We start from the raw sequence: 23,619 nt of genomic DNA on the forward strand, positions 1-23,619 counted from the left end.
GGAGCGCACTATGCACTATATCCCTCTTGGCGATACCGATCTCCGCGTTTCCCGGCTCTGCCTTGGCTGTATGACCTTCGGCGAACCGGACCGCGGCAACCATGCATGGACCTTACCGGAAGAGAGCAGCCGCCCACTCATTAAATACGCCCTCGAAGGCGGGATTAACTTTTTCGACACCTCCAATAATTACTCTGACGGCAGCAGCGAAGAGATCCTCGGCCGCGCGCTACGCGAATATGCCCGACGCGATTCCGTAATCGTCGCGACCAAGGTTTATCATCAGGTGGGCGATCTGCCGCAGGGACTGTCGCGGGCGCAGATCCTGCGATCTATTGACGACAGCCTGCGCCGTCTCGGCATGGAGTATGTCGACCTGTTGCAGATCCATCGCTGGGATTACACCACGCCCATTGAAGAAACCCTCGAGGCGCTCAACGACGTCGTCAAGGCGGGTAAAGCCCGCTATATCGGCGCATCGTCGATGCATGCGCGCCAGTTCGCGCAGGCGCTGGCATTGCAGGAGCAAAATAACTGGGCTCGCTTCGTCACCATGCAGGATCATTACAATTTGATTTACCGTGAAGAAGAGAATGAGATGCTACCGCTGTGCAGCCGCGCAGGGGTCGCGGTAATGCCCTGGAGCCCGCTTGCGCGCGGTCGTCTGACGCGTCCCTGGGGAGAAACCACCGCCCGCCTGGTATCGGATGAATTCGGTAAGTCGCTCTATAATGCCATGGATGAGAATGACGAGCAGATTGCCGCAAACCTTGCTGAGGTCGCGGAAGAGCTTGATGCCGAGCGCGCTCAGGTCGCGCTGGCCTGGCTATTGAGCAAGCCCGGCGTGGCCGCGCCGATTATCGGCGCGTCAAGGCAGGAACAGCTGGATGAACTGCTGCATGCGGTCGATTTAACGCTGACGCCAGAGCAGATTGAGAAGCTGGAAGCACCGTATAAACCGCACCCGATCGTGGGGTTCAAGTAACCCGCCGTCCCTACCAGATTCCCGGCTCGCGCTGCGCTTAGCCGGGCTACAGATTCACCAATATCTGCGGACAACGGGTTGACCACCGCCTCCGGGAAATTACGCCACTCTGCGCTTTGCTCCCGGGGGCGGCGCAAAGCGCCTTGCCCGGGCTACGAGTTCTCCACCGTCTGCGGGACAGTAGCCCGGACAGGTGCGCAGCACCGCCTCCGGGAAACGCCGGCTTGCACGATCTACGGGCGGTACACGCCAGGTGGGTCGGACGACCTTTAGAAAAGCCCAATTGGCCAGTGGTGGCCAATGACGTACAGCACCCCGGCGGAAATCACCCCGGCGACGATATCATCCACCATGATCCCCATCCCGCCGTGGATATTGCGGTCGAACCAGCGGATAGGCCACGGCTTCCACATATCAAAGATGCGAAAAATCACGAACCCGGCGGCAACCCACTGCCAGTCCATCGTCGGCAAAGCCATCAGCGTAATCCACATCCCGACAAACTCGTCCCAGACGATACTGCCGTGATCGTGGGTCCCCATATCTTTCGCCGTACGGTGACAAATATAGACGCCGATGCAGATACTCATCATCACCACCAGCGAATAGAGCTGCCAGGGAATAAAGGTCAGCAAGTACCAGAAGGGAATCGACGCCAGCGACCCCATCGTGCCGGGGACCACGGGGCTAAGACCGCTGCCAAATCCCGTTGCCAGCAGATGCCAGGGGTTGCTCATCTTCAGCCGGCTTTTCGCCACATCTCTACTACGCGCCAAAATGGTCATACCCCTTAACGTCCAGCGTTACCGGCTTGCCCTCACGGGTGAATTGCAGGCCTTCCGATTCAGGAACGATCTGTCCAATACAGGTAAAACGCGCGCCGAGATTGGCAAGCGCCACGTCCAGCGCCCCGCGGTTGAGTTCAGGTACGGTAAAGCACAGTTCATAATCTTCACCGCCGGCGAGCGCCCAGCGCAGCGCCTGCTCCTTATCCACCTGGCGCAGCATCGCATCCGAGAACGGCATTGCATCAAGGTCGATGCGCGCGCCGCAGCCGCTGGCGTTGAGAATATGCCCCAGGTCGGAAATCAGGCCGTCGGAAAGATCGATGGCCGAATTCGCCAGATCGCGCAGCGCCTGACCCTGCAGAACCCGCGGCAGCGGGCGCAGATGACGCGCCAGGAGGTAATCCGCGTCGGTGGCATCTTCCACCTGCAGCCGATCCTGCAAAATCGCCAGGCCAGCAGCGCTGTCTCCCGGCGTGCCGGTGACGTAAATCCAGTCGCCATGCTTTGCCCCGGAACGCTTCAGCGCGCGTCCCGTTGGCACATAGCCGTGAATACCCAGCGTCATCGCCAGCGGTCCGCGAGTAGTATCGCCGCCAATGAGCTGCATATCGTAATAGTTAAGCTGTACGAACAGGCTGTCGCTAAAGGCTTCAAGCCAGGCTTCGTCCGCTTCCGGCAGGGTCAGAGCCAGCGTTAACCATGCCGGTTCGGCGCCCATCGCCGCCAGATCGCTTAAATTTACCGCCAGCGCTTTATAGGCGAGGTCGGCAGGGTCGATGTCGGGTAAAAAATGGTTTCCCGCCACCAGGGTGTCGGTGCTGATTGCCAGCGTTTTTTTCTCGGGGATATTCAGGAGCGCGCAGTCGTCGCCAATGCCGGTTTCAACATCAAGACGTGCGCTTTTTACGCGATCAAAATAACGGGCAATCAGGGAAAATTCGCCGCATGCCATACGTTATGCCTCAGAAAAAGAAAAGAATAAGGCCGGTTTGCAGAAGTGAGACTCTGCAAATCCGGCCCTGGAGTTTACTTTTTGTTGGGACGAATTACCGGGGCAGCTTTGTCCAGCACGCCGTTGACAAACTTGTGGCTATCTTCAGCGCCAAAGGTTTTCGCCAGTTCAATGGCTTCGTTAATCGCAACTTTGTACGGTACATCGCTACGCTTTGACAGCTCAAACAGCGCGATACGCAGGACCGCCTTTTCCACCTGACCCAGCTCATCCAGCAGACGAGAAAGGTACGGCTTCATCAGGCCGTCGAGATACGCGCTGTTAGTCGCCACTCCGGACAGCAGCTCGCGGAAATACAGAACGTCGACATCTTTTACATCCTGTTCCGCCAGGAACTGGTATTCGACATCAGCAATGTCGTTTTTGGACAACTGCCAGGAGTAGAGCGCCTGGACAGCACACTCACGGGCGCGGCGACGAGCAGCAGGTTTCACGGAATTCCCCTTACAAAAATCAGGCCTTGATGGCTTTCAATACGTTAATCATTTCCAGCGCGGTCAGCGCTGCTTCAGCGCCTTTGTTACCGGCTTTGGTGCCAGCGCGTTCGATGGCTTGTTCAATACTTTCTGTGGTCAGAACACCGAAGGCTACCGGGATTCCGCTGTCCTGAGCGACGTGCGCCAGGCCATTGCTTGCACCGCCAGCCACATATTCAAAATGCGCAGTGCCGCCACGAATAACGGTACCCAGCGCAATCACCGCGTCATACTTACCGGTTTTCGCCAGTGCGTCAGCCGCCAGCGGCAGTTCGTACGCGCCTGGAACCCAAACAACGGTAATGTTTTCATCTTTAACCTGGCCAATACGCTTCAGGGCGTCAATCGCACCTTCCAGCAGGCTGTCGTTGATAAAGTTGTTGAAACGCGCAATGGTGATGGCGACGCGAGCGTCCGGGGTAGCAACGTTAGCTTCAATAATGTTCATACTCTTCCTTCGGGTTCAGTTCATTTGGCCCCGCAAGGGGGGCGGATTCTATCATAATAATCGGCGCACTGCTTTCCCTTTTGATCGGGGAAATCAAGCGTTCACTAAATGCAGGCAAATATCCGGGCCTACATGACGTATCTCGTTGAATTTGAAATGGGGTGCTTGCGCTAGTTTCTCAAGCCCCGGCAGCGCGCATAATCCGCGCGCATCGCTGCCTAACAGTTTAGGCGCAATATAGACGATAAGCTCATCCACCAGCCCGGCTTGCAACAGCGCGCCGGCAAGCGTTGGCCCGGCCTCTACCCAGATCGAGTTAATTTGCTGTTTGCCCAGTTGCATCATCAATAAAACCAGATCCAGCCGACCGTTATGCTCCGGCACCAGCAGAGTACGTACGCTCTCCGGCCACTGCCGTTCATCTTCACGGGTGCGGGCAAACAGCGTTTCGCCCGCCTGCTGCACGATACGGTGCTGCGGCGTGACGCGATTGTGGCTATCAATAACGATGCGTAAAGGCTGGCGCAGATTTTCCTGCGGGTACAGCGCCTGGGTTTCAGCGTTGAGCTCGTCCCAGCGTACGGTCAGCGCCGGATCGTCCGCCAGCACCGTCGCGCTGCTGGTCAGAATAGCGTGGCTTTGCGCGCGCAGGCGCTGGACATCACGCCGCGCCTGCGGTGAGGTGATCCACTGGCTCTCTCCGCTGGCCATCGCCGTGCGGCCGTCCAGCGATGCGCCCATTTTTAGCTGGATCCACGGAAAGCCGGTGCGCATGCGCTTGAGAAAACCTTTATTCAGCGCTTCGGCTTCATTCATCATCAGCCCGTGGCTGACGTCAACGCCATCCTGCTGCAAGCGGTACAGACCGCGCCCCGCGACCTGGGGATTGGGGTCCTGCATTGCGGCAACGACGCGGGTTACCCCTGCGGCAATTAGCGCTTCGCAGCACGGCGGCGTACGCCCGTGATGGCTACAGGGTTCCAGCGTCACGTACGCCGTCGCGCCCTGGGCTTTTTCGCCCGCCATGCGCAGCGCATGCACCTCCGCGTGCGGTTCACCGGCGCGATAGTGAAAACCTTCGCCGGCGATCTCGCCATCTTTGACAATCACGCAGCCGACATTCGGATTTGGGTGAGTCGTGAAGCGTCCGCGCGCAGCCAGCTTCAGCGCTCGCGCCATGTATATTTCGTCCTGCATGGATCAGTCCTGTAAGCGGGCGATCTCTTCGCCAAACTCTTTGATATCTTCGAAACTGCGATAGACGGAAGCGAAGCGGATATAGGCCACTTTATCGAGCTTTTTCAGCTGTTCCATCACCAGATTGCCGATCATTTTGCTCGGCACTTCACGTTCGCCAGTTCCGCGCAGGTGGGTTTTAATGTGGTTAAGCGCCATTTCGACGTCATCTGAGCTGACCGGACGCTTTTCCAGTGCTTTAAGCATGCCGCTGCGCAGTTTGTCCTCATTAAAAGGCTCGCGCACGTCGTTGCTTTTTACGACTCGCGGCATCACCAGCTCCGCCACTTCAAACGTCGTAAAGCGTTCGTTGCAGACCAGACACTGGCGGCGACGACGCACGGAAGAGCCTTCGCCCACCAGACGTGAGTCGATAACCTTGGTATCTACGGCGAAACAGAAAGGGCAATGCATAGCGCGTCCTGACAAGTAGTTAAACTAACAGGTAGTTTACCGCGAAGTGACCCGACAACAAAGAAAGAGCTTTTGAGACAAAGGATCTATAGTGCGTTTAGCCGAACGATCTACCATTAAGCATCCTCTGTTAACGGAATCTCGACTATGACAAGACGTTATTTAAAGCTGGCCATTGTGGGTAGCATTTTCACCCTTAGCGCCTGCGCGCAGCAAAGCGAAATTCGCCAGATGAACCAGAGCGTGAGCACTCTGAGCAAAGAGATGACCCAGCTCAATCAGCAAACGGTAAAAATTACTCAGCAAAACGTTCTGAACGAGAAATCAAACAGCGGCGTATACCTGCTGCCGGAGGCGAAAACGCCAGCTCGCCTGAAAAGCCAGATTGGTACCCTGCGCATGTCGCTGCTCAATATCGCCCCGGATGGCGACGGTACCCGCCTCACCCTGCGCATTCAGGGGGAATCAAACGATCCGCTGCCGGCCTTTAGCGCGACGGTCGCCTCCGGGCAGATCAGCGGCACAACCGATAGCTACCAGGAGGTTAATGTACAAAATCAGCTCATTAGCGCTCCGGCAAGCGTCCTGGCGCCGAGCGATGTCGACATTCCGCTGCGCCTGAATGGCGTGACGCCAGAGCAGGTTGGCTTCGTTCGCATCCACGATATTCAGCCCGCCAGTATGCAGTAATGCCGTCTGCCGGATGCGTTCAACATCCGGCATTTTTCCGCTGTGCAAATCCACTTACAGATTTCCCGATCGGTTCACTAAAAATTGACAGGAATTATGAATTTCGGTGGCATTTCGTCAAGAAATGCATAAAATCGTGAACGCAATCGATTACCTATGTCTTCGTTATGTGAAACAACACATATTTTTGTGAGCAATGATTCCTATAATAGACGCCACAGAAATACGAAATATTTAGAAACGCTACGGCGATTCTTTTAACGCCTTCAGGCTTAATTTAAACAGTGGCATCATTATGAAAAAAACATTACTGGCAGCTGGCGCAGCTCTGGCGCTCTCCGCATCTTTCTCTGCCAGCGCGGCAGAAAACGACAAACCGCAATATCTGTCTGATTGGTGGCACCAGAGTGTGAACGTGGTGGGCAGCTACCACACTCGTTTTGGGCCGCAGATTCGTAACGATACTTATCTGGAATATGAAGCGTTCGCTAAGAAAGACTGGTTTGATTTTTATGGCTATATGGATGCGCCGGTATTCTTCGGCGGCAACACCGACGCGAAAGGTATCTGGAACCACGGTTCTCCGCTGTTTATGGAAATTGAGCCGCGCTTCTCTATCGATAAACTGACCGGTACCGACCTCAGCTTCGGCCCGTTCAAAGAGTGGTATTTCGCCAACAACTATATCTACGACATGGGCCGCAACAAATCCGGTCGTCAGAGCACCTGGTATATGGGTCTGGGTACCGATATCGATACCGGCCTGCCGATGAGCCTCTCCCTGAACGTCTATGCGAAATATCAGTGGCAAAACTATGGCGCATCTAACGAGAACGAATGGGACGGTTACCGTTTCAAAGTGAAATACTTTGTGCCGCTGACCGATCTGTGGGGCGGTTCACTGAGCTATATCGGCTTCACCAACTTTGACTGGGGCTCCGATCTGGGCGATGACAACTCTTATGATTTGAACGGTAAGCATTCACGCACCAGCAACTCCATCGCTTCCAGCCATATCCTGGCGCTGAACTACGATCACTGGCACTACTCCGTCGTGGCGCGTTACTTCCACAACGGCGGCCAGTGGGCGGATGACGCGAAACTGAACTTCGGCGACGGCGACTTTAACGTCCGCTCTACCGGCTGGGGTGGTTATTTCGTGGTCGGTTACAACTTCTAATCGGCTCGATTATCCCCGGCAAATGCGCCGGGGATAATTAAAGCTAACGCTCTTCGCACCTCACCTTACGCAAGAAATCACTCAATGAACGATCGGCTCGTTCGCTGAAATGACGCCCGGTGGCGGAAATCTCCAGACAGCGGTCGAGACGGAAACAGCGATAATCCTCACGCAGCTCGCACCAGGTCACCAGCAGCCAGCGCTCGCCCCAGAAAAAAAGCCCCAGCGGCAGCACTTCTCGCTGCGACTGATTTCCCGCTTCATCACGATAGCGCAGCGCGAGCGCCTGCTGAGCGGAGACCGCCCGATGCACCAAATCAAACTGATCTTTGCTATAGCCCTGGGAACCAAAGTCCGGTGCGAACAGCCGCGACTGCTCGGCCTTACGTCGGCTCTCCGCGGGCAATATCGCCAGCACCTTTTCCTGCGCCGATTCCAGCGCCCGGGACAGCGACGCGCCGCCCCAGGTTTGCAGTAGCCGAATAGCGGCTATCAGCGCTTCCGATTCCTGGGTTGTCAGCATTAACGGCGGTAGATCATAGCCCGCCAGCAGCCGATAGCCGCTTCCGGCCTCTCCCTCAACCGGAACCCCGGAAAGCGAGAGATCGCGAATGTCGCGGTAAATAGTGCGCTCTGACACGCCAAGCCGCTCGGCCAACAATCCGGCGGTGGTTAATCTCCTCCCCCGCAGGATCTGCACGATTTGAAAAAGACGGTCGGCGCGTCGGCTCATTTTTGTTATCTCATTTATGCGGGTTGATGCAAACCAATCCGATTCCCCTCACTATCGATAAACAGGGCAATCGTGCCGATATCGTCCGCCAGCTCAAAGGGGCCAAAAACGCAGCTTCCGCCCGCAGAGTTGACGCGTTCTAGCGTGGCCGTCAGATTATCGGTATGCAGATAGATAATGCATCCCTGATCGGAGGGCTTTACGCTATCAAACTTTGCCAGCGCGCCGCCGGGAGCCGGGTCCTGATAAGGAAATACGGCCATTTCGGCACACTCCATATTTTCCCGTTTCAGCGTGACCTGCATCACCGGCTCGTAAAACGCCACGGCACGATCCATATCGGCAACCGGGATCTCAAACCAGTTAATGACGTTGTTCATACTTCCTCCTGTCCATTGTTTGGGTTCAGGAGGAGTGTATGACAGACCTACTGACAGCATTGTGTCAGCATGGTGCGCAGACCAGCGCGCGCTCCGGGCTAAGCAGCCACGGACGCAGGTAGCCGACGGTACTGGAGAAAGGCAGCACCTCTTCAGGAAGCGCAATGCCAAGCCGATTGCCGATATACGATCGTCTGGCGACAATGCGCTGCCAGAGCTCGGGGTAACTTTGCTCCAGCTCCCGACGCAGCGCGCTGTCGGCAAGCGCCACGGTATCTTCAATGCTTGCGCCGCCGTAGCCCGCTCGGGAAGGAATAATGTCGATCTGCAATATCATTCCGCTTTGCAGACAGGCGGCTGAATGGGGACCAATGGGCGAGCAGAGCCACTCTTCATCCGCGACCAGATGCCCCGGATTCAGGTGCCAGTGATATTCCGCCTTCGGCAATACTCGCTCGATCAGGGCATACATATCGCCGCCGCGCATGCCGATGCGCAGATTTTCCAGCCAGTTCACCACCGCGTTGAAATAGGGCTTCGCCACTACGTCCAGATAATCAGCCACCTCAGGCGCCAGTTCACTCTCATCGGCCACCACGTAGGCGGCGCGGCTGCTCAGGCCGCCTTTAAAACTGGTGGTGAGCGAGAATTTATCTCCGCGCTGGATAGCTTTATCGCTGGGGTAGAGATTCGCTCCGGCAAAGCGATCGCCGGTGGCGGCAATCATCACCACGCTATTCGCTTGCCCTTCCGCCGCCAGCAGCGCGCCGATTTGCTTTTCCGTTTTTCCCGGCGCAATGGCGTTAAGCGCGGTCAGAATCGCGGTTGAGGCGAGATTAGCACCGTACTCATAGTGCGCCAGCTCGTTGGCATTATTGGTGATTCGCGCTCCGCTTGCCGGGTCGATAAAAATGCCGGTGGCGTTGGTTATACTTGCCTGCGGCCCGGCTGCCTCGCGAATAGCGTCAACGATAAAGGCGGGCAGATCGAACATCCGCGCGCGGTCATCAACCGCGCCGGTAAAGAGCTTCCAGCCCGCGAGGCCAATTCTTTTTCCCCCCGCAACGCCCGCCTCCTGAAACAGCTGAGCCAGCGTTTTGTGGGCTTCCATCGGTTGATTGGGCAGCGAAAACCACGGGGCGTGAATCACACGATTTTCCAGCCGCGCGTAGCTTGCCAGCTTCAGGTTCTCGTTACCCAGTACCAGCACCGCCTCACCGTCCCGATGCACTACCAGTAGCGCCTCTTCGAAACGGGGAATAAAACCGGTGAGATACTCAAAGTTGCCGCCGTGCTCTTTATCGGCATAGATGATAAGCGTATCCAGCCCTTGCTGCCGCATATTCGCCAGCACCTTCGCTTTGCGCTGGCGCAGCGTGTCGTCGTTAAGCGTGACGGAAGGCACATCGTACCAGAGCGGGGGTTGAGGAACGGTGGAAAGAGTTACGACAGCCATCGGCATTTCTCCATGTCATTTAGCGCTGATACAGGAGAGTAACCAAAATCCGGCCGGTTGTAATAAAAAAAATCCCGGCCTTACGACCGGGATTCGTTTATCAATGCACGATTGCCTTACGGCAGAATTGACGGCTGATCCGCCCCTTCTTTCTCGACTTTCTGCTGCAGCATGTGCTCGCGCTTCATGCCCAGCTTGAGCGCCAGCGCGGACGCAACGTAGATAGAAGAAGCCGTACCGATGGAGACACCGATCAGCATGGTCAGCGAGAAGCCTTCCAGAATCGGGCCACCGAAGAGATACAGCATCAGGATAACCATCAAGGTCGTCCCGGAGGTGATCAAAGTACGGTGCAGGGTCTGCGTCAACGACACGTTAAAGATTTCGTACGGCGTACCGCGGCGAATCTTGCGGAAGTTTTCACGAATACGGTCAGATACCACGATACTGTCGTTCAGCGAGTAGCCGATAACCGACATCAACGAGGCCACAATGGTCAGGTCGATCTCGATATGCAGTAGCGACAGCACGCCCATGGTGATCACCACGTCGTGCGCCAGCGCAATAACAACCCCTGCCGCCAGGCGCCACTCAAAGCGGAACCCTACGTAGATCAGGATACACACCAGCGCGGCTATCAGCGCCAGCGCACCGGTCTGCGCCAGGTCTGCGCCGACGCTCGGCCCCACAAACTCAATACGCTTGACCGTCGCATTCTGGCTGGTCGATTCGTTAATCACGTTAACGACCTTGCTGCCCAGCTCCTGGCTGCCGTTGGCGTCATGTACCGGCGGCATACGCACCATGATGTCGCGGCTGCTGCCAAAGTTTTGCAGCTGCGGCTCTTCGAAGCCCGCCTTCTGCAGCGACTGGCGCACCTGATCCATATCAACAGGCTTTTCGAGGGTGATCTCAATCACCGTACCGCCGGTGAAATCCAGACCCCAGTTAAACCCGCGCACGCCAATGATAATAATGGACAGAATCAGCAAAAAACCTGAAATGCCGAAGGCCCAGTAGTCCCAGCGCATAAAGTCCCAGACTTTACGGCCGTGGTTCAATTGTTCAACAGTATATTCCTGTGCCACAACGCACTCCTCAGATAGACAGCTTTTTAACGCGCTTGCCGCCGTACAGCAGGTTCACGATGGCACGGGTGCCGACGATAGCGGTAAACATTGAGGTCGCAATACCGATACCGGTGGTAATCGCAAACCCTTTAATGGCACCGGTACCGACCGCGTACAGGATAATGACTTTGATAAGCGTCGTAATGTTGGCATCAAAGATGGAGCTGAACGCGCCGCGATATCCTTCGTCAATCGCCTGCTGCACGGAACGCCCGTTGCTCAGCTCTTCTTTAATACGTTCGTTAATCAGAACGTTCGCATCGACCGCTACCGCAAGGGTTAACACGATCCCCGCAATCCCCGGCATAGTCAGCGTCGCCCCCGGAATCAGGGACATAATGCCGACAATCAGCACCAGGTTGGCAATCAGCGCCGAGGTCGCAATCAGGCCGAACTTCTTGTAGAAGAAGATCATGAACAGGATAGAGACCACCAGACCGGCCAGACAGGCTTCCAGGCCCTGTTTGATGTTCTGCATCCCCAGGGTTGGGCCGATAGTCCGTTCTTCAACAATCTGAATCGGCGCAATCAGCGCACCTGCACGCAGCAGCAGAGAGAGCTGACGCGCTTCGGTCGCATTGCTGATGCCGGTAATACGGAAGCTGTTACCCAGACGAGACTGGATATTGGCGATGTTAATCACCTCTTCCTCTTTCGCCAGAATCGCACGACCGTTGGCATCTTTCTTACCGCTGTCTTTGTACTCCACGAACAGGGTCGCCATCGGTTTACCGATGTTGTCCTTGGTGAAGTTAGACATGATGTTGCCACCAGCGCTATCGAGGGAGATGTTAACCTGCGCCTGGTTGTACTCATCCATGCTCGACGTCGAGTCGGTGATGTGGTCACCGGTGAGGATCACGCGCTTGTACAGCACAACCGGCTGGCCTTCGCGGGTATATTTCACTTCAGAGTCGCCCGGAACGCGACCGGAAGCCGCTGCGGCGCTATCAACGTTAGTGTTAACCAAACGGAACTCCAGCGTCGCGGTCGCGCCAAGAATCTCTTTGGCTCGCGCCGTGTCCTGGATACCCGGCAGTTCAACCACAATACGGTCGGCGCCCTGACGCTGAACCAGAGGTTCGGCAACGCCCAGCTGGTTTACACGGTTACGCAGGATATTGATGTTCTGCTGTACGGCGTATTCGCGGGCTTCTTTCAGACGGTCGTCGGTCATCACGGCTTTCAGGCCAGTGCTGCCCTGAGCGGAAATAACCAGATCGCGATGACGAGGGCTAAGGTAGGAGATAGCCTGGTCGCGCGCGGCGCTATCGCGGAAGGCGATGCTCAGGCCGTAGTTGTCTTCTTTACGCACGGTCGCGTAAGGAATGCCTTTATCACGCAGTTCGCTGCGCAGGCTGTCGATGTTTTGTTCCTGCAGCTTGCTCAGCGCGGTATCCATGTCGACTTCCATCAGGAAGTGCACGCCGCCGCGCAGGTCAAGACCCAGCTTCATTGGCTCGGCATACAGGGCCGCAAGCCAGCGCGGGGTTGCCGGAGCAAGGTTAAGCGCCACGACGTATTTGTCACCCAGCACGCCCATCAGCGCTTCGCGCGCGCGCAGCTGGATATCAGTGGTGTCGAAGCGCGCAAGAATTGCGCCCTCTTCCAGTGCCACAGACTTCGCGGTAATTTTTTCTTCTTGTAGTGTTTTCTGGACCTGGATCAGCGTTTGCTCACTGGCGGCGACGCCGCGCGCGCCAGTGATTTGAACGGCCGGATCCTCACCATACAGGTTGGGAAGCGCATACACTAAGCCGACGACAATAACGACGACCAGCATGACGTACTTCCACAAAGGATAACGGTTTAACACGGCAGTTCCCTTAGGGAAAATGGGTAATTACAGCGCCTTCATGGTGCCTTTCGGCAGAACGGCAGCTACGAAGTCACGTTTGATAACCACTTCAGTGGTGTCGTTCAGTGCGATAGCGATGTATCCGCTTTCGGCAACTTTAGTGACGCGCCCAACCAGGCCACCGTTCGTCAGCACTTCATCGCCTTTAGCGATGGAGTTCATCAGGTTTTTATGTTCTTTGGTGCGTTTCTGCTGTGGACGCAGGATCATGAAGTAAAAAATCAGACCAAACACCACCAGCATCAGGATCAGAGACATCGGGCTGCCCTGCGCCGCGCCACCGGTTGCTGCTACCGCATCAGAAATAAAAAAGCTCATTGAAATTCCCTCATTATTAAAATTAGTCAACGTTCAAAGGTGGAACGGTTCGACCCTGACGTTGGTAAAAATCGGTCACGAAGCTCTCTAATTTACCCTCTTCGATAGCCTTGCGTAAACCAGCCATTAAGCGCTGATAGTATCGCAGGTTATGAATGGTATTGAGACGCGCGCCCAATATTTCGTTGCAACGGTCAAGATGATGCAAGTAAGCGCGTGAATAGTTGCGACACGTGTAGCAATCGCACTCCGCATCCAGCGGCGAAGTATCGCTCTTATGCTTCGCGTTGCGGATTTTCACCACGCCGTCGGTGACGAACAGGTGGCCGTTGCGCGCGTTGCGCGTCGGCATGACGCAGTCGAACATATCGATCCCGCGGCGCACCCCTTCGACCAAATCTTCCGGCTTACCGACGCCCATCAGGTATCGCGGTTTGTCGGCCGGGATTTGCGGGCAGACGTGCTCCAGAATACGATGCATATCTGCCTTCGGCTCACCGACAGCCAAACCGCCGACAGCGTAGCCATCAAAGCCAATCTCTACCAGACCTTTAACAGAGATATCACGTAAATCTTCGTAAACGCTGCCCTGAATGATACCAAACAGCGCGTTTTTGTTGCCGAGGCCGTCAAAACGGTCGCGGCTGCGCTTCGCCCAGCGCAGGGACATTTCCATTGAGCGCTTAGCGTAGTCCCAGTCCGCCGGATATGGCGTACATTCGTCGAAGATCATCACGATGTCGGAGCCGAGATCGTACTGAATCTCCATTGATTTTTCCGGATCGAGGAAAATCGGATCGCCGTTGATCGGGTTACGGAAGTGCACGCCCTGCTCGGTGATTTTGCGAATATCGCCAAGGCTGAAGACCTGGAAGCCGCCGGAGTCGGTGAGGATCGGTCCTTTCCACTGCATAAAGTCGTGCAGATCGCCGTGCAGCTTCATGATCTCCTGACCAGGACGCAGCCACAGATGGAAAGTATTACCGAGGATGATTTGCGCGCCTGTCGCTTCGACTTCCTCCGGCGTCATCCCTTTTACGGTGCCGTAGGTGCCAACCGGCATAAAGGCTGGCGTTTCAACGACGCCGCGCTCAAACACAAGACGGCCGCGACGCGCGCGACCATCGGTAGTATCTAACTCAAATTTCATTATCACTCCTGCGTCAGAAAAACAGTCTGACGTTTAACGATTCGCTACGGAATGATTCCATAGCTAATAAATTCCTGAAGGCGTCACCGGCGCAGCCTGTTTGCAATCGCTCAGCGCACAGCCACCGGAGCGTACGCCGTGTCCGTGAGAATGGCGATTACTGCCTGGCGTCAAAATGGCGAGTGAGATCGCCTTCTTAGGGACGCTCAAAAATAGCCTGCGGATTGTACGTGATAAACATCGCGTCCCCGTAGCTAAAAAAGCGATATTTTTGTTCTACCGCAGCCTTATAGGCGTTCATCGTATGCTGATAGCCGGCAAAAGCAGAGACCAGCATAATCAGCGTCGATTCAGGCAGATGGAAGTTGGTCACCAGCGCATCAATGACTTTGTACTGATAGCCCGGGTAGATGAAAATCTGCGTATCGTTAAAGAAAGGCTCAATCAGGTCGTTTTTTGCCGCCTGCGCCGCGCTTTCCAGCGAACGCACCGACGTCGTCCCGACGGCAATCACCCGGTTGCCGCGCGCTTTTGCCGCCAGCACCGCATCGACCACCTCCTGCGGCACTTCGGCATATTCAGAGTGCATGATGTGATCTTCAATGCTGTCTACGCGCACCGGCTGGAAGGTTCCGGCCCCAACGTGCAGCGTGACGAAGGCCATCTCCACGCCTTTTTCACGAAGCTTCGCCAGCAGGGGCTCATCAAAGTGCAGGCCGGCGGTTGGCGCGGCAACGGCCCCCGGTTTTTCGCTATAGACGGTCTGATACAGCTCGCGGTCGGCGTCTTCGTCAGGACGATCGATATACGGCGGCAGCGGCATATGGCCGATAGCGTTGAGAATATCCAGCACGCTGCGCGCGTCATCGAACTCAACTTCAAACAGCGCGTCGTGACGTGCAACCATGGTCCCTTTAATACTTTCATCGTCGCCGAGCAGCAGTTCTGCGCCCGGTTTCGGCGCTTTCGAAGCGCGAATATGTGCCAGAATACGCTTATCATCGAGCATCCGCTCAACCAGCACTTCAATCTTGCCGCCGCTGGCTTTACGGCCAAACAGACGGGCCGGGATCACGCGGGTATTATTAAATACCAGCAGATCGCCAGGGTTGAGCTTATCGAGTAAATCAGTGAAAGTACCGTGCGTCAGCGCGCCTGTCGGCCCGTCTAATGACAGCAAGCGGCAGCTGCTGCGCTCAGGCATCGGATAGTGGGCAATCAGGGATTCAGGTAATTCAAAGGAAAAATCGGCAACGCGCATGACGGTAACTCAGACTTAATAAAGAGGCGGGTAGTCTAGTGCCGGGAGGTTATCCCTGCAACCTTTACCCCTCGGGATGAATAACATAATCTATACACAAAATCATTCAAGATGCATCGAAACAGCAACTGAGTGAGTGACAAATCTGCCAGGAACAGATTTGAACGCCGCGCAGCGGCGGCCCGTAAGGGCCAGTCTCATGGATGAGACGAGTAACTCAGCAGCCAACAAAGAGGCAGTTTGAAGGATGAAGTTTATATGAATTTTCTCGCGCACCTGCATCTTGCTCATCTCGCCGATAGCTCCCTTTCCGGCAATTTGCTGGCCGATTTCGTTCGCGGCAACCCCGCTGATGAGTGGCCGGCTGACGTCGCGGAGGGCATCTTTATGCACCGCCGGATCGATGTGCTGACCGATAACCTGCCGGAAGTCACCGAAGCCAAAGCGTGGTTCCGCGCCGAAACGCGCCGGGTTGCCCCCATTACGCTGGATGTGATGTGGGACCATTTTTTGTCACGCCACTGGGCGCAGCTGTCGCCGGAACTGCCGCTGCCGGAGTTTGTCCGCTACGCTCACGCCCAGGTCACGCCGATCCTCCCAGCCTCCCCGCCGCGCTTTATCAATCTCAATGAATATCTGTGGTCGGAGCGCTGGCTTGAACGTTACCGGGATATGGATTTTATTCAGCGCGTGCTGAACGGGATGGCCAGCCGCCGCCCGCGACTCGATGCCCTGCGCGACTCCTGGCAGGATCTGGATACCCACTACGATCGCCTTGAGCGGCAGTTCTGGCGCTTTTATCCGCAGATGATGACGCAGGCGGAAAAACGCGAACTATAAATGATTGCGCTTTTGGCGGAAAAGGCTATTCTGAAAAGCGTTTTTAAATAACGATTGATAGGCAAAAACTATCTCAGCGATTGTCAGCGTCGCGTTGAGTTCCCCTGCCCCTCTCCCTATACTTGCCCGCGTTGCGTTCCAATTAACCTTAGTATTAACAGGAGAATCATATGGTTCTGGTTACTCGTCAGGCTCCGGACTTCACCGCGGCGGCAGTTTTAGGTAACGGCGAAATCGTTGAGAAATTCAACTTCAAACAGCATACCAGCGGTAAAGCGACCGTTCTGTTCTTCTGGCCGATGGACTTCACCTTCGTTTGCCCGTCCGAACTGATCGCTTTTGACAAACGCTACGAAGAATTCCAGAAACGCGGCGTCGAAGTGGTTGGCGTTTCTTTTGACTCCGAGTTCGTCCATAACGCATGGCGTAACACTCCAGTGGACCAGGGCGGCATCGGCCCGGTGAAATACGCGATGGTTGCGGACATCAAACGCGAAATCCAGAAAGCGTACGGTATCGAGCACCCGGACGAAGGCGTTGCACTGCGCGGTTCCTTCCTGATCGATGCCAACGGCGTTGTTCGCCACCAGGTCGTTAACGACCTGCCGCTGGGCCGTAACATCGACGAAATGCTGCGCATGGTTGACGCGCTGCAGTTCCACGAAGAGCACGGCGAAGTTTGCCCGGCGCAGTGGGAAAAAGGAAAAGAAGGGATGGCCGCTTCTCCGGAAGGCGTGGCTAAATACCTGACCGAGAACGTTTCCAGCCTGTAATCGGCAAACGTTCAGCAAAAGGCTCGCAGATGCGGGCCTTTTTTGTTTTTACCGCCTGGAGTTACCCGCTCGCCACAGCTTTTTAACTCATCAGCATACAAATATTGATGTCACGAATAAGTAAGATCCTCCGTCAGGGCTTTTTTTGGTATCTCGTTCAAACTTTGTAAAAAAAAACCGCCCAATATTTGTGATGAGTATTACATTTCTTCATTTTAAATTCAGCGATTTAACCATTAGCTCCTGCTCCCATTTTCTTACCGGCAAAAAGAAAAAACACAACCAATTGATATTAAACAAGATAATAAAAAACCTCAGAACCGATAAAGTAATTCACTTTTGCCGTCAGTGTGATCGACTTCAATATTTAAAAATCCATCTGTGATCTAACCCATAATTTTTATTGATATATTTGGTCATGATCGAGTTCAAGAATATGAACCCAGTAAGGATCGGATGATGGATATTATTTTTAACGCTGAACTGGTTGCGCTTAAGCAGGATATTTCCAACGCCGTACAGGGTATCGAATTCGCCGGAAAGCTGCTGACTCAACAAAATATATGTCATCCGGAATATGTGAATGAAATGGTCGAGGTCTATCAGGATTTTGGTCCCGCCATTGTTATCGACTACGGCCTGGCGATGCCTCATGCCCGGCCAGAAAAAGGCGCCTTGCGCACGGGCTTCTCTTTAGTCACCAGCAGGCAGCCAATCGTCTTTGGCCATGAGGAGTTTGATCCGGTTAACGTCATCATCGCCATCGCCGGCGCGGATGCCGATAGCCACATAAAAATGATTCAGCTAATAGCCTCGCTGATTGAGTCTGACATTGTGACCTTCCTTCAGCAGGCCAATGATATCGATTCAGTATTACATTTCATCCAACAACAAATGGAGTAGTCATTATGTTAGTTATCAGAACAGTTTGTGGTAACGGTATTGGCAGTTCATTAATGGCTGCGAATAATGTCAAAAAGATCTGTGATGAATTGGGTATTAAAGCCGACGTCGCCTCCGTTGATTTTGCCAACGCTGTTGGAGAAAAAGCTGACCTTTACGTCACAATTAAAGAGCTGGCAAACCAATTTCCTGCGCATTGTAATGTCGCCATTATTCGCAGCTACGTGCATAAAGCGAAAATCGCCGAGGATATTACCGAAGCACTCACCAAAATTGCTGCGACTCACTCTTAATCATTATTGAGGGAACGATCATGCAGGCTATTCTTAGTTTCTTATCGGAAATATTTAGTCAACCCGCATTTCTGATGGGGATTATCGCATTTGTCGGTTTAGTGGCGCTGCGCTCCCCCGGAAATAAATTACTCACCGGCACCTTAAAGCCTATCCTGGGCTATTTAATGCTAAGCGCCGGCGCAGGGGTTATCGTTGCTAACCTCAATCCGCTGGGTGGGATTATCGAAGCCGGGTTTAATATCCGTGGCGTTATTCCTAACAACGAGGCCATTGTCTCCGTCGCCCAGAAGGTGCTGGGCGTAGAAACCATGAGTATTCTACTGTTAGGTTTTATTTTTAACCTGCTTATTGCCCGCTGCACTAAGTATAAATATATCTTCCTTACCGGCCATCACTCTTTCTTCCTTGCCTGTCTGTTCTCAGCGGTGCTACAGGCGGCGGAATTCCGCGGCTGGATGCTGGTGCTCATCGGCGGATTCCTGCTCGGCTCATGGTCGGCGATATCTCCGGCCATTGGCCAACGCTATACCAAGCAGGTCACCGAAGATGGCGGTATTGCGATGGGACATTTTGGTTCTCTGGGCTACTACATTTCAGCGTGGATCGCCACCAAAACCGGCAACCCGGCGAACTCGTTCGCCGATACCGAAATCTCAGAGAAATGGGGCTTTCTGCGCGATACCACGGTCACCACCGGGATCGTCATGTTCGTCATCTACTTTGTATGCAGCGCCGTCGCCGGTAGCGAGTATCTCAGCACCATTACGGATCAAAATATGCTGATCTTCTCTGTCCTGACCGGCCTGCAGTTTGCGGTTGGCGTCGCTATCGTCTACAACGGCGTGCGGCTGATCCTCGGCGATCTGGTACCTGCGTTCCAGGGAATTAGCCAGAAGCTGATCCCCAACTCCATCCCCGCCGTTGACTGCGCGGTATTCTTCACCTTTAGCCCAACCGCGGTCGTCGTCGGCTTTATCAGCTCGTTCATTGGTGGACTGGTCGGCATGCTTTTTCTTGGCGGATTGGGTATGGCGCTGATTATTCCGGGCATGGTGCCGCACTTCTTCTGCGGCGGCACCTCCGGTGTTTTCGCCGATAAGCTGGGCGGTAAACGCGGCTGCATCATCGCCTCATTTATCGGCGGTATCTTCCTTGCATTCCTTCCGGCGATGCTGCTGCCGGCGCTGGGTAATCTGGGCTTTGAAAATAGCACCTTCGCCGACTTCGACTTCGCGGTTTGGGGCATCATCATCGGCAACGCTTTCACCCAGTTTGGCCAGATTACTATCTATTTGATTTGTCTGGCGCTGATCGTCGCACTGCTGGTGCCATTCTGCTTTCGTTCAGTTCGCGTAGTCGGTGACACGCTCAGCTATGAGGAGCTCACTGCAGATAAGAAAAATGAATAAGCGGTTTCATTTTTCCCTGCGGGAAGGAACCTCTCTTCCCGCAGCTGACAAAATAATCAGGAGTGGTTATGGCTATCTTGTCCATCGGGTTTTCATGTTTTGATCAGTTTTTCTTTTTAAATGAATGGCCGCAGGAGAATACCAAAAATTTCTGTCACGACTTTATTGAAAGCGGCGGCGGGCCGGCAGCGAATGCGGCATGGCTGTTGGGGCTATGGGGGGAGGATGTCTATTACATCGGCCATCTGAATCAGGATCTTTACGGCCAGCGAATTATTGCTGAATTTGCCGAAGCGGGCGTTGATACCAGTCAGGTGGTCTTTTCTGATGAAATGATCACCCCCCTGGCTTCGGTGCTGGTCAATCGCCTGACGGGTTCGCGGACGATCATCACCCGTAAAATGCAGACGCCGCCGTCGCTGACCTACGATCAGAAGCTCAAGCTCGATGATTTAGCCGAACGGCTCATCGCCGCTGAAGAACCGGTAACGCTATTAGTGGATGGCCATGAAGCCGAGATCAGCGAGTATTTAATTAAGAAACTGCCAAACGCCCGGGTAGTCATGGATGGCGGCTCACTACGCGCCAGTAATATTAAACTGGCGGCCTGGACCGATTATTTTGTGGTCAGTGAACATTTTGCCCGGGACTATATGGGATATCGCGCCCTGAGTACTGAAGCAGAAATTAAGGCGGCGCTCATTGAGCTTAATAAAATTTGCCGCGGCGAAGCCTTTATTACCCTTGGTGAAAAAGGCTGCGCATTTTTAAAGAGCGGGATGCTGCAAATAGTTCCCTCCTGGCTGTGCAATGCTGTTGATACCACCGGCGCGGGAGACGTATTCCATGGCGCTTTTACCTACGGCGTTCACTACTCCTGGCACATTGACAATATTATTTTATTCGCCAGCCTCACCGCCGCTATTTCTATTGAGAAAAAAGGTGTACGTGAATCGATGCCGGATCTTGCCGTCGTTCACAATTCTTTAAATAGCTATGAAAGAAACTTAAAGCAATATTTTGATGAATGATTGCTATTAATTAATAACACGAGGTGACTATGTTAGTTTCTATGAAGGACATGCTTCAGCATGCCCTACGGGACGGTTATGCCGTAGGGCAATTCAATATTAATAATCTTGAGTGGGTCGGCGCTGTATTAAGTACCGGACAACAACTGCGATCGCCCATTATTTTAGGCGTTTCCGGCGGTACGGTGAAACATATGCTGGGATTAAAATGTATTCATGACATCGTGGTCAATGCCATGGATTATTTACATATTGATATTCCGGTGGCTTTGCATCTGGACCACGGTACCACCCGCGAGGCCTGCGAGGCGGCTATCGAGGCCGGATTCAGCTCCATTATGTTTGACGGCTCACATCTGCCGTTCAGCGAAAACCTCGCCATCACTCGCCATCTGGTTGCGCTGGCGCACAGCAAAGGCATCTCCGTCGAGGCGGAGCTGGGGACGATTGCCGGAAGCGAAGATGGCATCGTCAATTCGGCGGTCATCTACGCCGACCCTGAGGAGTGCTACACCCTGGTGAAAGAAACTCAGGTTGACTGCCTGGCGGCGGCGCTGGGTTCGACCCATGGACTGTATAAAGGCAAAGCCAAACTGGGTTTTACGGAGATGAAAGCCATTTCTGAGCGAGTCAATGTTCCGCTGGTCCTGCACGGCGGTACCGGTATTGCCGATGACGACATGCGTAAAGCCATCGCCTGCGGTACGGCCAAAATCAACGTCAATACCGAAAATATGTACGCCTGGTGTCAGGAGGTGAAAGCCCTGTTTGCCGCCGATACCGGTCATGACGTGAACGACCCGCGCAAAGTGATTAATCAGGGACTGAAACCGGTACGCGAAATGATTGCGCGGCGCATCGCGCTTTTTGGTTCACAGAACCGCTATTAAAAAACGGAAAGACAAGCGCTTTCGTCAGGAAGGGAACCCGCCGCCGGACAATACCGGGGCGGGTTGAGCTGGTGCTAAAACGCAAAGCAGGAGCAGCCGAGTACGCCCCAGAACGCCTGCTCATCGGCAACCGGAATCGCCGACTGGCGCGCAATATCATGCTGATGCCCGTGTACGCCGCAGCTGCCGCAGCATTGGTGCATCTGAACTATCGCGCCGATTTTCGCGGCGGTCGGCGGCGCGGAACGGTAATGACCCGGCACCTTCACCACCGGTGACCACTCTGGCAGCACCGGAATGGGCGGCGGCGCCAGCGGCGAAAAGTGGCCGGCGGCGTACACCACCTTGCCGTCAACGACCGTCAGTACCGACTCGATCCCCTTAATTTCCTCTTCCGCGACGCTGAAATAGTCTTTCGACAGCACCACCAGATCGGCAAGCTGGCCTTGCTCAATGCGCCCTTTCTTACCCTGCTCGCTTGAGAACCACGCGCTTCCCGCCGTCCACAGCTCCAGCGCCACGTCGCGCGGCAGGCGGTTGCTGTCGTCGTACATCGCCATTCCGCCGACGGTACGTCCGGAAACCAGCCAGTAGAGCGCGGTCCACGGATTGTAGCTCGCCACGCGGGTTGCATCCGTCCCCAGCCCTACCGGAACGTCCAGCTCGAGCATTTTCGCCACCGGCGGCGTATGTTTGACCGCATCTTTACCGTAGCGGTCGACAAAATATTCGCCCTGGAAAGCCATACGGTGCTGAACCGCTATGCCGCCGCCCAGCGCTTTGACGCGTTCGATATTGCGTTCGGTGATGGTTTCCGCATGATCGAAGAACCAGTGCAGACCATTGAACGGAATTTCGCGATTTACCTTCTCGAAGACGTCGAGCATCCGGCTGATGGATTGATCGTAGGTGGCGTGCAGGCGGAATGGCCAGCGGTGCTCTACCAGGTGGCGCACCACCCGCTCCAGCTCATCTTCCATTCCCTCCGGGAGGTCCGGACGCGGCTGCAGGAAATCTTCAAAATCCGCCGCCGAGAAAACCAGCATCTCCCCGGCGCCGTTGGCGCGGTAAAAGTCGGTGCCCTGTCCCGGCTTGAGCATATCGGTCCAGCGCTCAAAATCTTCCAGCTCCTGCTTAGGTCGCTGGGTAAACAGGTTATAGGCGATCCGCACGGTCATCTGCTCTTTGGCGTGCAGCTGTTCAATAATTTCATAATCTTCCGGGTAGTTCTGGAAACCGCCTCCAGCATCGATAGCGCTGGTTAGCCCCAGACGATTCAGCTCGCGCATAAACTGGCGCGTTGAGTTGACCTGCAGTTCCAGCGGTAGCTTCGGCCCTTTGGCCAGCGTTGAGTAGAGGATCATCGCGTTGGGTTTGGCAATCAACATGCCGGTAGGATTACCGTTGCCGTCGCGAACGATCTCGCCGCCCGCCGGATCCGGCGTCTCTTTGGTGTAGCCCACCGCCTTCAGCGCCGCGCGGTTCAGCAGCGCGCGATCGTACAGGTGCAGGACAAATACCGGGGTATCCGGCGCCGCATCGTTAAGCTCCTCGAGCGTCGGCATCCGCCGTTCGGCGAACTGAAATTCGCTCCAGCCGCCGACCACCCGCACCCACTGCGGCGACGGTGTGCGATCGGCCTGATCTTTCAGCATCCGCAGCGCATCCGCCAGCGAGGGAACCCCCTCCCAGCGTAGCTCCAGGTTGTAGTTCAGACCGCCGCGGATCAGGTGCAGGTGGGAGTCGTTAAGACCGGGGATCACCGTATGACCTTTAAGATCGATAATTTGCGTCCCTTCCGCGGCAAAGCTCATGATCCGATCGTGGCTACCGGCGGCGAGAATTTTACCGTCAGCGATCGCCACCGCATCGGCCAGGGGATTTTGACGATCGAGAGTATGAACCCGACCGTGAGTCAGGATTAGTGTGGCAGTTTGCGACATAACGTTCTCCTTCAGGAGG

General features: G+C 54.9%; 25 protein-coding genes. 10 read left to right on the plus strand and 15 right to left on the minus strand.

The annotated features are described in order from the left end of the window. Positions 1 to 10 precede the first annotated feature (10 nt). Positions 11 to 985, plus strand: a complete 975-nt coding sequence (locus HMPREF3178_RS10310) for an aldo/keto reductase (protein WP_004110982.1) — start codon at positions 11 to 13, stop codon at positions 983 to 985. Between the two features lie 269 nt (positions 986 to 1,254). On the opposite strand, the gene pgpA is transcribed toward HMPREF3178_RS10310, so the two are convergent. From pgpA to nrdR, 6 genes are all read right to left on the minus strand, one after another. Continuing rightward, positions 1,255 to 1,770: a phosphatidylglycerophosphatase A gene (gene pgpA, locus HMPREF3178_RS10315; protein ID WP_004099462.1), complete on the minus strand. Its 516-nt coding sequence runs from the start codon at positions 1,768 to 1,770 to the stop codon at positions 1,255 to 1,257. Next, positions 1,751 to 2,725, minus strand: coding sequence for a thiamine-phosphate kinase (gene thiL / locus HMPREF3178_RS10320; RefSeq protein ID WP_004099460.1), 975 nt, complete (start codon positions 2,723 to 2,725; stop codon positions 1,751 to 1,753). The genes pgpA and thiL overlap by 20 nt, the downstream gene beginning before the upstream one ends. 74 nt (positions 2,726 to 2,799) lie before the next feature. Further along, entirely contained in the window at positions 2,800 to 3,219 is a 420-nt protein-coding gene (gene nusB / locus HMPREF3178_RS10325; RefSeq protein WP_004099457.1) for a transcription antitermination factor NusB, read from the minus strand. A gap of 19 nt (positions 3,220 to 3,238) precedes the next feature. Beyond that, positions 3,239 to 3,709: a 6,7-dimethyl-8-ribityllumazine synthase gene (gene ribE / locus HMPREF3178_RS10330; RefSeq protein WP_003021575.1), complete on the minus strand. Its 471-nt coding sequence runs from the start codon at positions 3,707 to 3,709 to the stop codon at positions 3,239 to 3,241. 93 nt (positions 3,710 to 3,802) lie between these two features. Next, on the minus strand, positions 3,803 to 4,906 hold the full coding sequence (gene ribD, locus HMPREF3178_RS10335; protein ID WP_017146519.1) for a bifunctional diaminohydroxyphosphoribosylaminopyrimidine deaminase/5-amino-6-(5-phosphoribosylamino)uracil reductase RibD: 1,104 nt from the start codon (positions 4,904 to 4,906) through the stop codon (positions 3,803 to 3,805). Between the two features lie 3 nt (positions 4,907 to 4,909). Beyond that, complete coding sequence (gene nrdR / locus HMPREF3178_RS10340) at positions 4,910 to 5,359, minus strand: transcriptional regulator NrdR (protein WP_004099449.1); 450 nt, start codon at positions 5,357 to 5,359, stop codon at positions 4,910 to 4,912. Between the two features lie 147 nt (positions 5,360 to 5,506). Between nrdR and HMPREF3178_RS10345 the strand changes: the two genes are divergently transcribed. Further along, on the plus strand, positions 5,507 to 6,049 hold the full coding sequence (locus HMPREF3178_RS10345; protein ID WP_017146520.1) for a SadB/YajI family lipoprotein: 543 nt from the start codon (positions 5,507 to 5,509) through the stop codon (positions 6,047 to 6,049). A gap of 295 nt (positions 6,050 to 6,344) precedes the next feature. Then, complete coding sequence (locus tag HMPREF3178_RS10350) at positions 6,345 to 7,229, plus strand: nucleoside-specific channel-forming protein Tsx (protein ID WP_004099436.1); 885 nt, start codon at positions 6,345 to 6,347, stop codon at positions 7,227 to 7,229. A gap of 43 nt (positions 7,230 to 7,272) precedes the next feature. On the opposite strand, the gene HMPREF3178_RS10355 is transcribed toward HMPREF3178_RS10350, so the two are convergent. The 8 genes from HMPREF3178_RS10355 to queA all read right to left on the minus strand — a co-directional run bounded on the left by HMPREF3178_RS10355 (position 7,273) and on the right by queA (position 15,515). Next, positions 7,273 to 7,962, minus strand: coding sequence for a helix-turn-helix transcriptional regulator (locus tag HMPREF3178_RS10355; RefSeq protein WP_004099434.1), 690 nt, complete (start codon positions 7,960 to 7,962; stop codon positions 7,273 to 7,275). A 14-nt stretch (positions 7,963 to 7,976) separates the two neighbouring features. After that, the gene (locus tag HMPREF3178_RS10360) at positions 7,977 to 8,342 is read right to left on the minus strand and encodes a VOC family protein (protein WP_004099432.1); all 366 of its coding nucleotides are present in this window, start codon (positions 8,340 to 8,342) and stop codon (positions 7,977 to 7,979) included. A 64-nt stretch (positions 8,343 to 8,406) separates the two neighbouring features. Beyond that, positions 8,407 to 9,798 (minus strand): M24 family metallopeptidase, encoded by a 1,392-nt coding sequence (locus HMPREF3178_RS10365; RefSeq protein ID WP_070585152.1) that lies wholly within the window; start codon positions 9,796 to 9,798, stop codon positions 8,407 to 8,409. 116 nt (positions 9,799 to 9,914) lie between these two features. Further along, on the minus strand, positions 9,915 to 10,886 hold the full coding sequence (gene secF / locus HMPREF3178_RS10370) for a protein translocase subunit SecF (RefSeq protein ID WP_004099428.1): 972 nt from the start codon (positions 10,884 to 10,886) through the stop codon (positions 9,915 to 9,917). A 10-nt stretch (positions 10,887 to 10,896) separates the two neighbouring features. Next, positions 10,897 to 12,744 carry a protein translocase subunit SecD gene (gene secD, locus HMPREF3178_RS10375; RefSeq protein WP_071530320.1) on the minus strand — a complete coding sequence of 616 codons (1,848 nt, stop codon included), beginning with the start codon at positions 12,742 to 12,744 and terminating at the stop codon, positions 10,897 to 10,899. A gap of 27 nt (positions 12,745 to 12,771) precedes the next feature. Continuing rightward, positions 12,772 to 13,104, minus strand: coding sequence for a preprotein translocase subunit YajC (yajC, locus tag HMPREF3178_RS10380; RefSeq protein WP_004099423.1), 333 nt, complete (start codon positions 13,102 to 13,104; stop codon positions 12,772 to 12,774). A 22-nt stretch (positions 13,105 to 13,126) separates the two neighbouring features. Continuing rightward, entirely contained in the window at positions 13,127 to 14,254 is a 1,128-nt protein-coding gene (gene tgt, locus HMPREF3178_RS10385; protein WP_004099421.1) for a tRNA guanosine(34) transglycosylase Tgt, read from the minus strand. 196 nt (positions 14,255 to 14,450) lie between these two features. Next, complete coding sequence (gene queA, locus HMPREF3178_RS10390) at positions 14,451 to 15,515, minus strand: tRNA preQ1(34) S-adenosylmethionine ribosyltransferase-isomerase QueA (RefSeq protein ID WP_017146522.1); 1,065 nt, start codon at positions 15,513 to 15,515, stop codon at positions 14,451 to 14,453. 258 nt (positions 15,516 to 15,773) lie between these two features. Here queA and acpH point away from each other — a divergent pair, with 258 nt between their 5' ends. The 7 genes from acpH (at position 15,774) to fba (ending at position 21,657) form a co-directional block, all read left to right on the plus strand. Further along, complete coding sequence (gene acpH / locus HMPREF3178_RS10395; RefSeq protein ID WP_017146523.1) at positions 15,774 to 16,355, plus strand: ACP phosphodiesterase; 582 nt, start codon at positions 15,774 to 15,776, stop codon at positions 16,353 to 16,355. Positions 16,356 to 16,525: 170 nt separating this feature from the next. Then, entirely contained in the window at positions 16,526 to 17,128 is a 603-nt protein-coding gene (locus HMPREF3178_RS10400; RefSeq protein ID WP_004099418.1) for a peroxiredoxin, read from the plus strand. A 459-nt stretch (positions 17,129 to 17,587) separates the two neighbouring features. Next, a complete protein-coding gene (locus HMPREF3178_RS10405) occupies positions 17,588 to 18,031 on the plus strand; it encodes a PTS sugar transporter subunit IIA (RefSeq protein WP_004099417.1) in 444 nt (147 codons plus the stop codon). Between the two features lie 5 nt (positions 18,032 to 18,036). Next, positions 18,037 to 18,324 carry a PTS sugar transporter subunit IIB gene (locus HMPREF3178_RS10410; RefSeq protein WP_004099415.1) on the plus strand — a complete coding sequence of 96 codons (288 nt, stop codon included), beginning with the start codon at positions 18,037 to 18,039 and terminating at the stop codon, positions 18,322 to 18,324. A 20-nt stretch (positions 18,325 to 18,344) separates the two neighbouring features. After that, positions 18,345 to 19,736 (plus strand): PTS ascorbate transporter subunit IIC, encoded by a 1,392-nt coding sequence (locus HMPREF3178_RS10415; RefSeq protein WP_004099414.1) that lies wholly within the window; start codon positions 18,345 to 18,347, stop codon positions 19,734 to 19,736. 68 nt (positions 19,737 to 19,804) lie between these two features. After that, the gene (locus tag HMPREF3178_RS10420; RefSeq protein WP_004099413.1) at positions 19,805 to 20,767 is read left to right on the plus strand and encodes a carbohydrate kinase family protein; all 963 of its coding nucleotides are present in this window, start codon (positions 19,805 to 19,807) and stop codon (positions 20,765 to 20,767) included. A 29-nt stretch (positions 20,768 to 20,796) separates the two neighbouring features. Beyond that, on the plus strand, positions 20,797 to 21,657 hold the full coding sequence (gene fba, locus HMPREF3178_RS10425) for a class II fructose-1,6-bisphosphate aldolase (protein ID WP_004110975.1): 861 nt from the start codon (positions 20,797 to 20,799) through the stop codon (positions 21,655 to 21,657). 74 nt (positions 21,658 to 21,731) lie between these two features. On the opposite strand, the gene HMPREF3178_RS10430 is transcribed toward fba, so the two are convergent. Next, the gene (locus HMPREF3178_RS10430; protein WP_004110974.1) at positions 21,732 to 23,600 is read right to left on the minus strand and encodes an amidohydrolase; all 1,869 of its coding nucleotides are present in this window, start codon (positions 23,598 to 23,600) and stop codon (positions 21,732 to 21,734) included. Positions 23,601 to 23,619: the final 19 nt, after the last annotated feature.

Source organism: Klebsiella sp. HMSC09D12 (assembly GCF_001808475.1).
Classification (GTDB): Bacteria; Pseudomonadota; Gammaproteobacteria; order Enterobacterales; family Enterobacteriaceae; genus Klebsiella; species Klebsiella oxytoca.

Excerpts from the sequence above, each read along its gene's own strand:
- HMPREF3178_RS10420 (WP_004099413.1), top strand. The coding sequence starts at position 19,805 with ATGGCTATCTTGTCCATCGGGTTTTCATGTTTTGATCAGTTTTTCTTT.
- nrdR (WP_004099449.1), bottom strand. The coding sequence starts at position 5,359 with ATGCATTGCCCTTTCTGTTTCGCCGTAGATACCAAGGTTATCGACTCA.
- fba (WP_004110975.1), top strand. The coding sequence starts at position 20,797 with ATGTTAGTTTCTATGAAGGACATGCTTCAGCATGCCCTACGGGACGGT.
- ribE (WP_003021575.1), bottom strand. The coding sequence starts at position 3,709 with ATGAACATTATTGAAGCTAACGTTGCTACCCCGGACGCTCGCGTCGCC.
- thiL (WP_004099460.1), bottom strand. The coding sequence starts at position 2,725 with ATGGCATGCGGCGAATTTTCCCTGATTGCCCGTTATTTTGATCGCGTA.
- HMPREF3178_RS10355 (WP_004099434.1), bottom strand. The coding sequence starts at position 7,962 with ATGAGCCGACGCGCCGACCGTCTTTTTCAAATCGTGCAGATCCTGCGG.
- HMPREF3178_RS10400 (WP_004099418.1), top strand. The coding sequence starts at position 16,526 with ATGGTTCTGGTTACTCGTCAGGCTCCGGACTTCACCGCGGCGGCAGTT.
- pgpA (WP_004099462.1), bottom strand. The coding sequence starts at position 1,770 with ATGACCATTTTGGCGCGTAGTAGAGATGTGGCGAAAAGCCGGCTGAAG.
- HMPREF3178_RS10415 (WP_004099414.1), top strand. The coding sequence starts at position 18,345 with ATGCAGGCTATTCTTAGTTTCTTATCGGAAATATTTAGTCAACCCGCA.
- acpH (WP_017146523.1), top strand. The coding sequence starts at position 15,774 with ATGAATTTTCTCGCGCACCTGCATCTTGCTCATCTCGCCGATAGCTCC.
- yajC (WP_004099423.1), bottom strand. The coding sequence starts at position 13,104 with ATGAGCTTTTTTATTTCTGATGCGGTAGCAGCAACCGGTGGCGCGGCG.
- tgt (WP_004099421.1), bottom strand. The coding sequence starts at position 14,254 with ATGAAATTTGAGTTAGATACTACCGATGGTCGCGCGCGTCGCGGCCGT.
- HMPREF3178_RS10360 (WP_004099432.1), bottom strand. The coding sequence starts at position 8,342 with ATGAACAACGTCATTAACTGGTTTGAGATCCCGGTTGCCGATATGGAT.
- HMPREF3178_RS10410 (WP_004099415.1), top strand. The coding sequence starts at position 18,037 with ATGTTAGTTATCAGAACAGTTTGTGGTAACGGTATTGGCAGTTCATTA.
- HMPREF3178_RS10310 (WP_004110982.1), top strand. The coding sequence starts at position 11 with ATGCACTATATCCCTCTTGGCGATACCGATCTCCGCGTTTCCCGGCTC.
- HMPREF3178_RS10365 (WP_070585152.1), bottom strand. The coding sequence starts at position 9,798 with ATGGCTGTCGTAACTCTTTCCACCGTTCCTCAACCCCCGCTCTGGTAC.
- HMPREF3178_RS10345 (WP_017146520.1), top strand. The coding sequence starts at position 5,507 with ATGACAAGACGTTATTTAAAGCTGGCCATTGTGGGTAGCATTTTCACC.
- HMPREF3178_RS10350 (WP_004099436.1), top strand. The coding sequence starts at position 6,345 with ATGAAAAAAACATTACTGGCAGCTGGCGCAGCTCTGGCGCTCTCCGCA.
- HMPREF3178_RS10430 (WP_004110974.1), bottom strand. The coding sequence starts at position 23,600 with ATGTCGCAAACTGCCACACTAATCCTGACTCACGGTCGGGTTCATACT.
- queA (WP_017146522.1), bottom strand. The coding sequence starts at position 15,515 with ATGCGCGTTGCCGATTTTTCCTTTGAATTACCTGAATCCCTGATTGCC.
- ribD (WP_017146519.1), bottom strand. The coding sequence starts at position 4,906 with ATGCAGGACGAAATATACATGGCGCGAGCGCTGAAGCTGGCTGCGCGC.
- HMPREF3178_RS10405 (WP_004099417.1), top strand. The coding sequence starts at position 17,588 with ATGGATATTATTTTTAACGCTGAACTGGTTGCGCTTAAGCAGGATATT.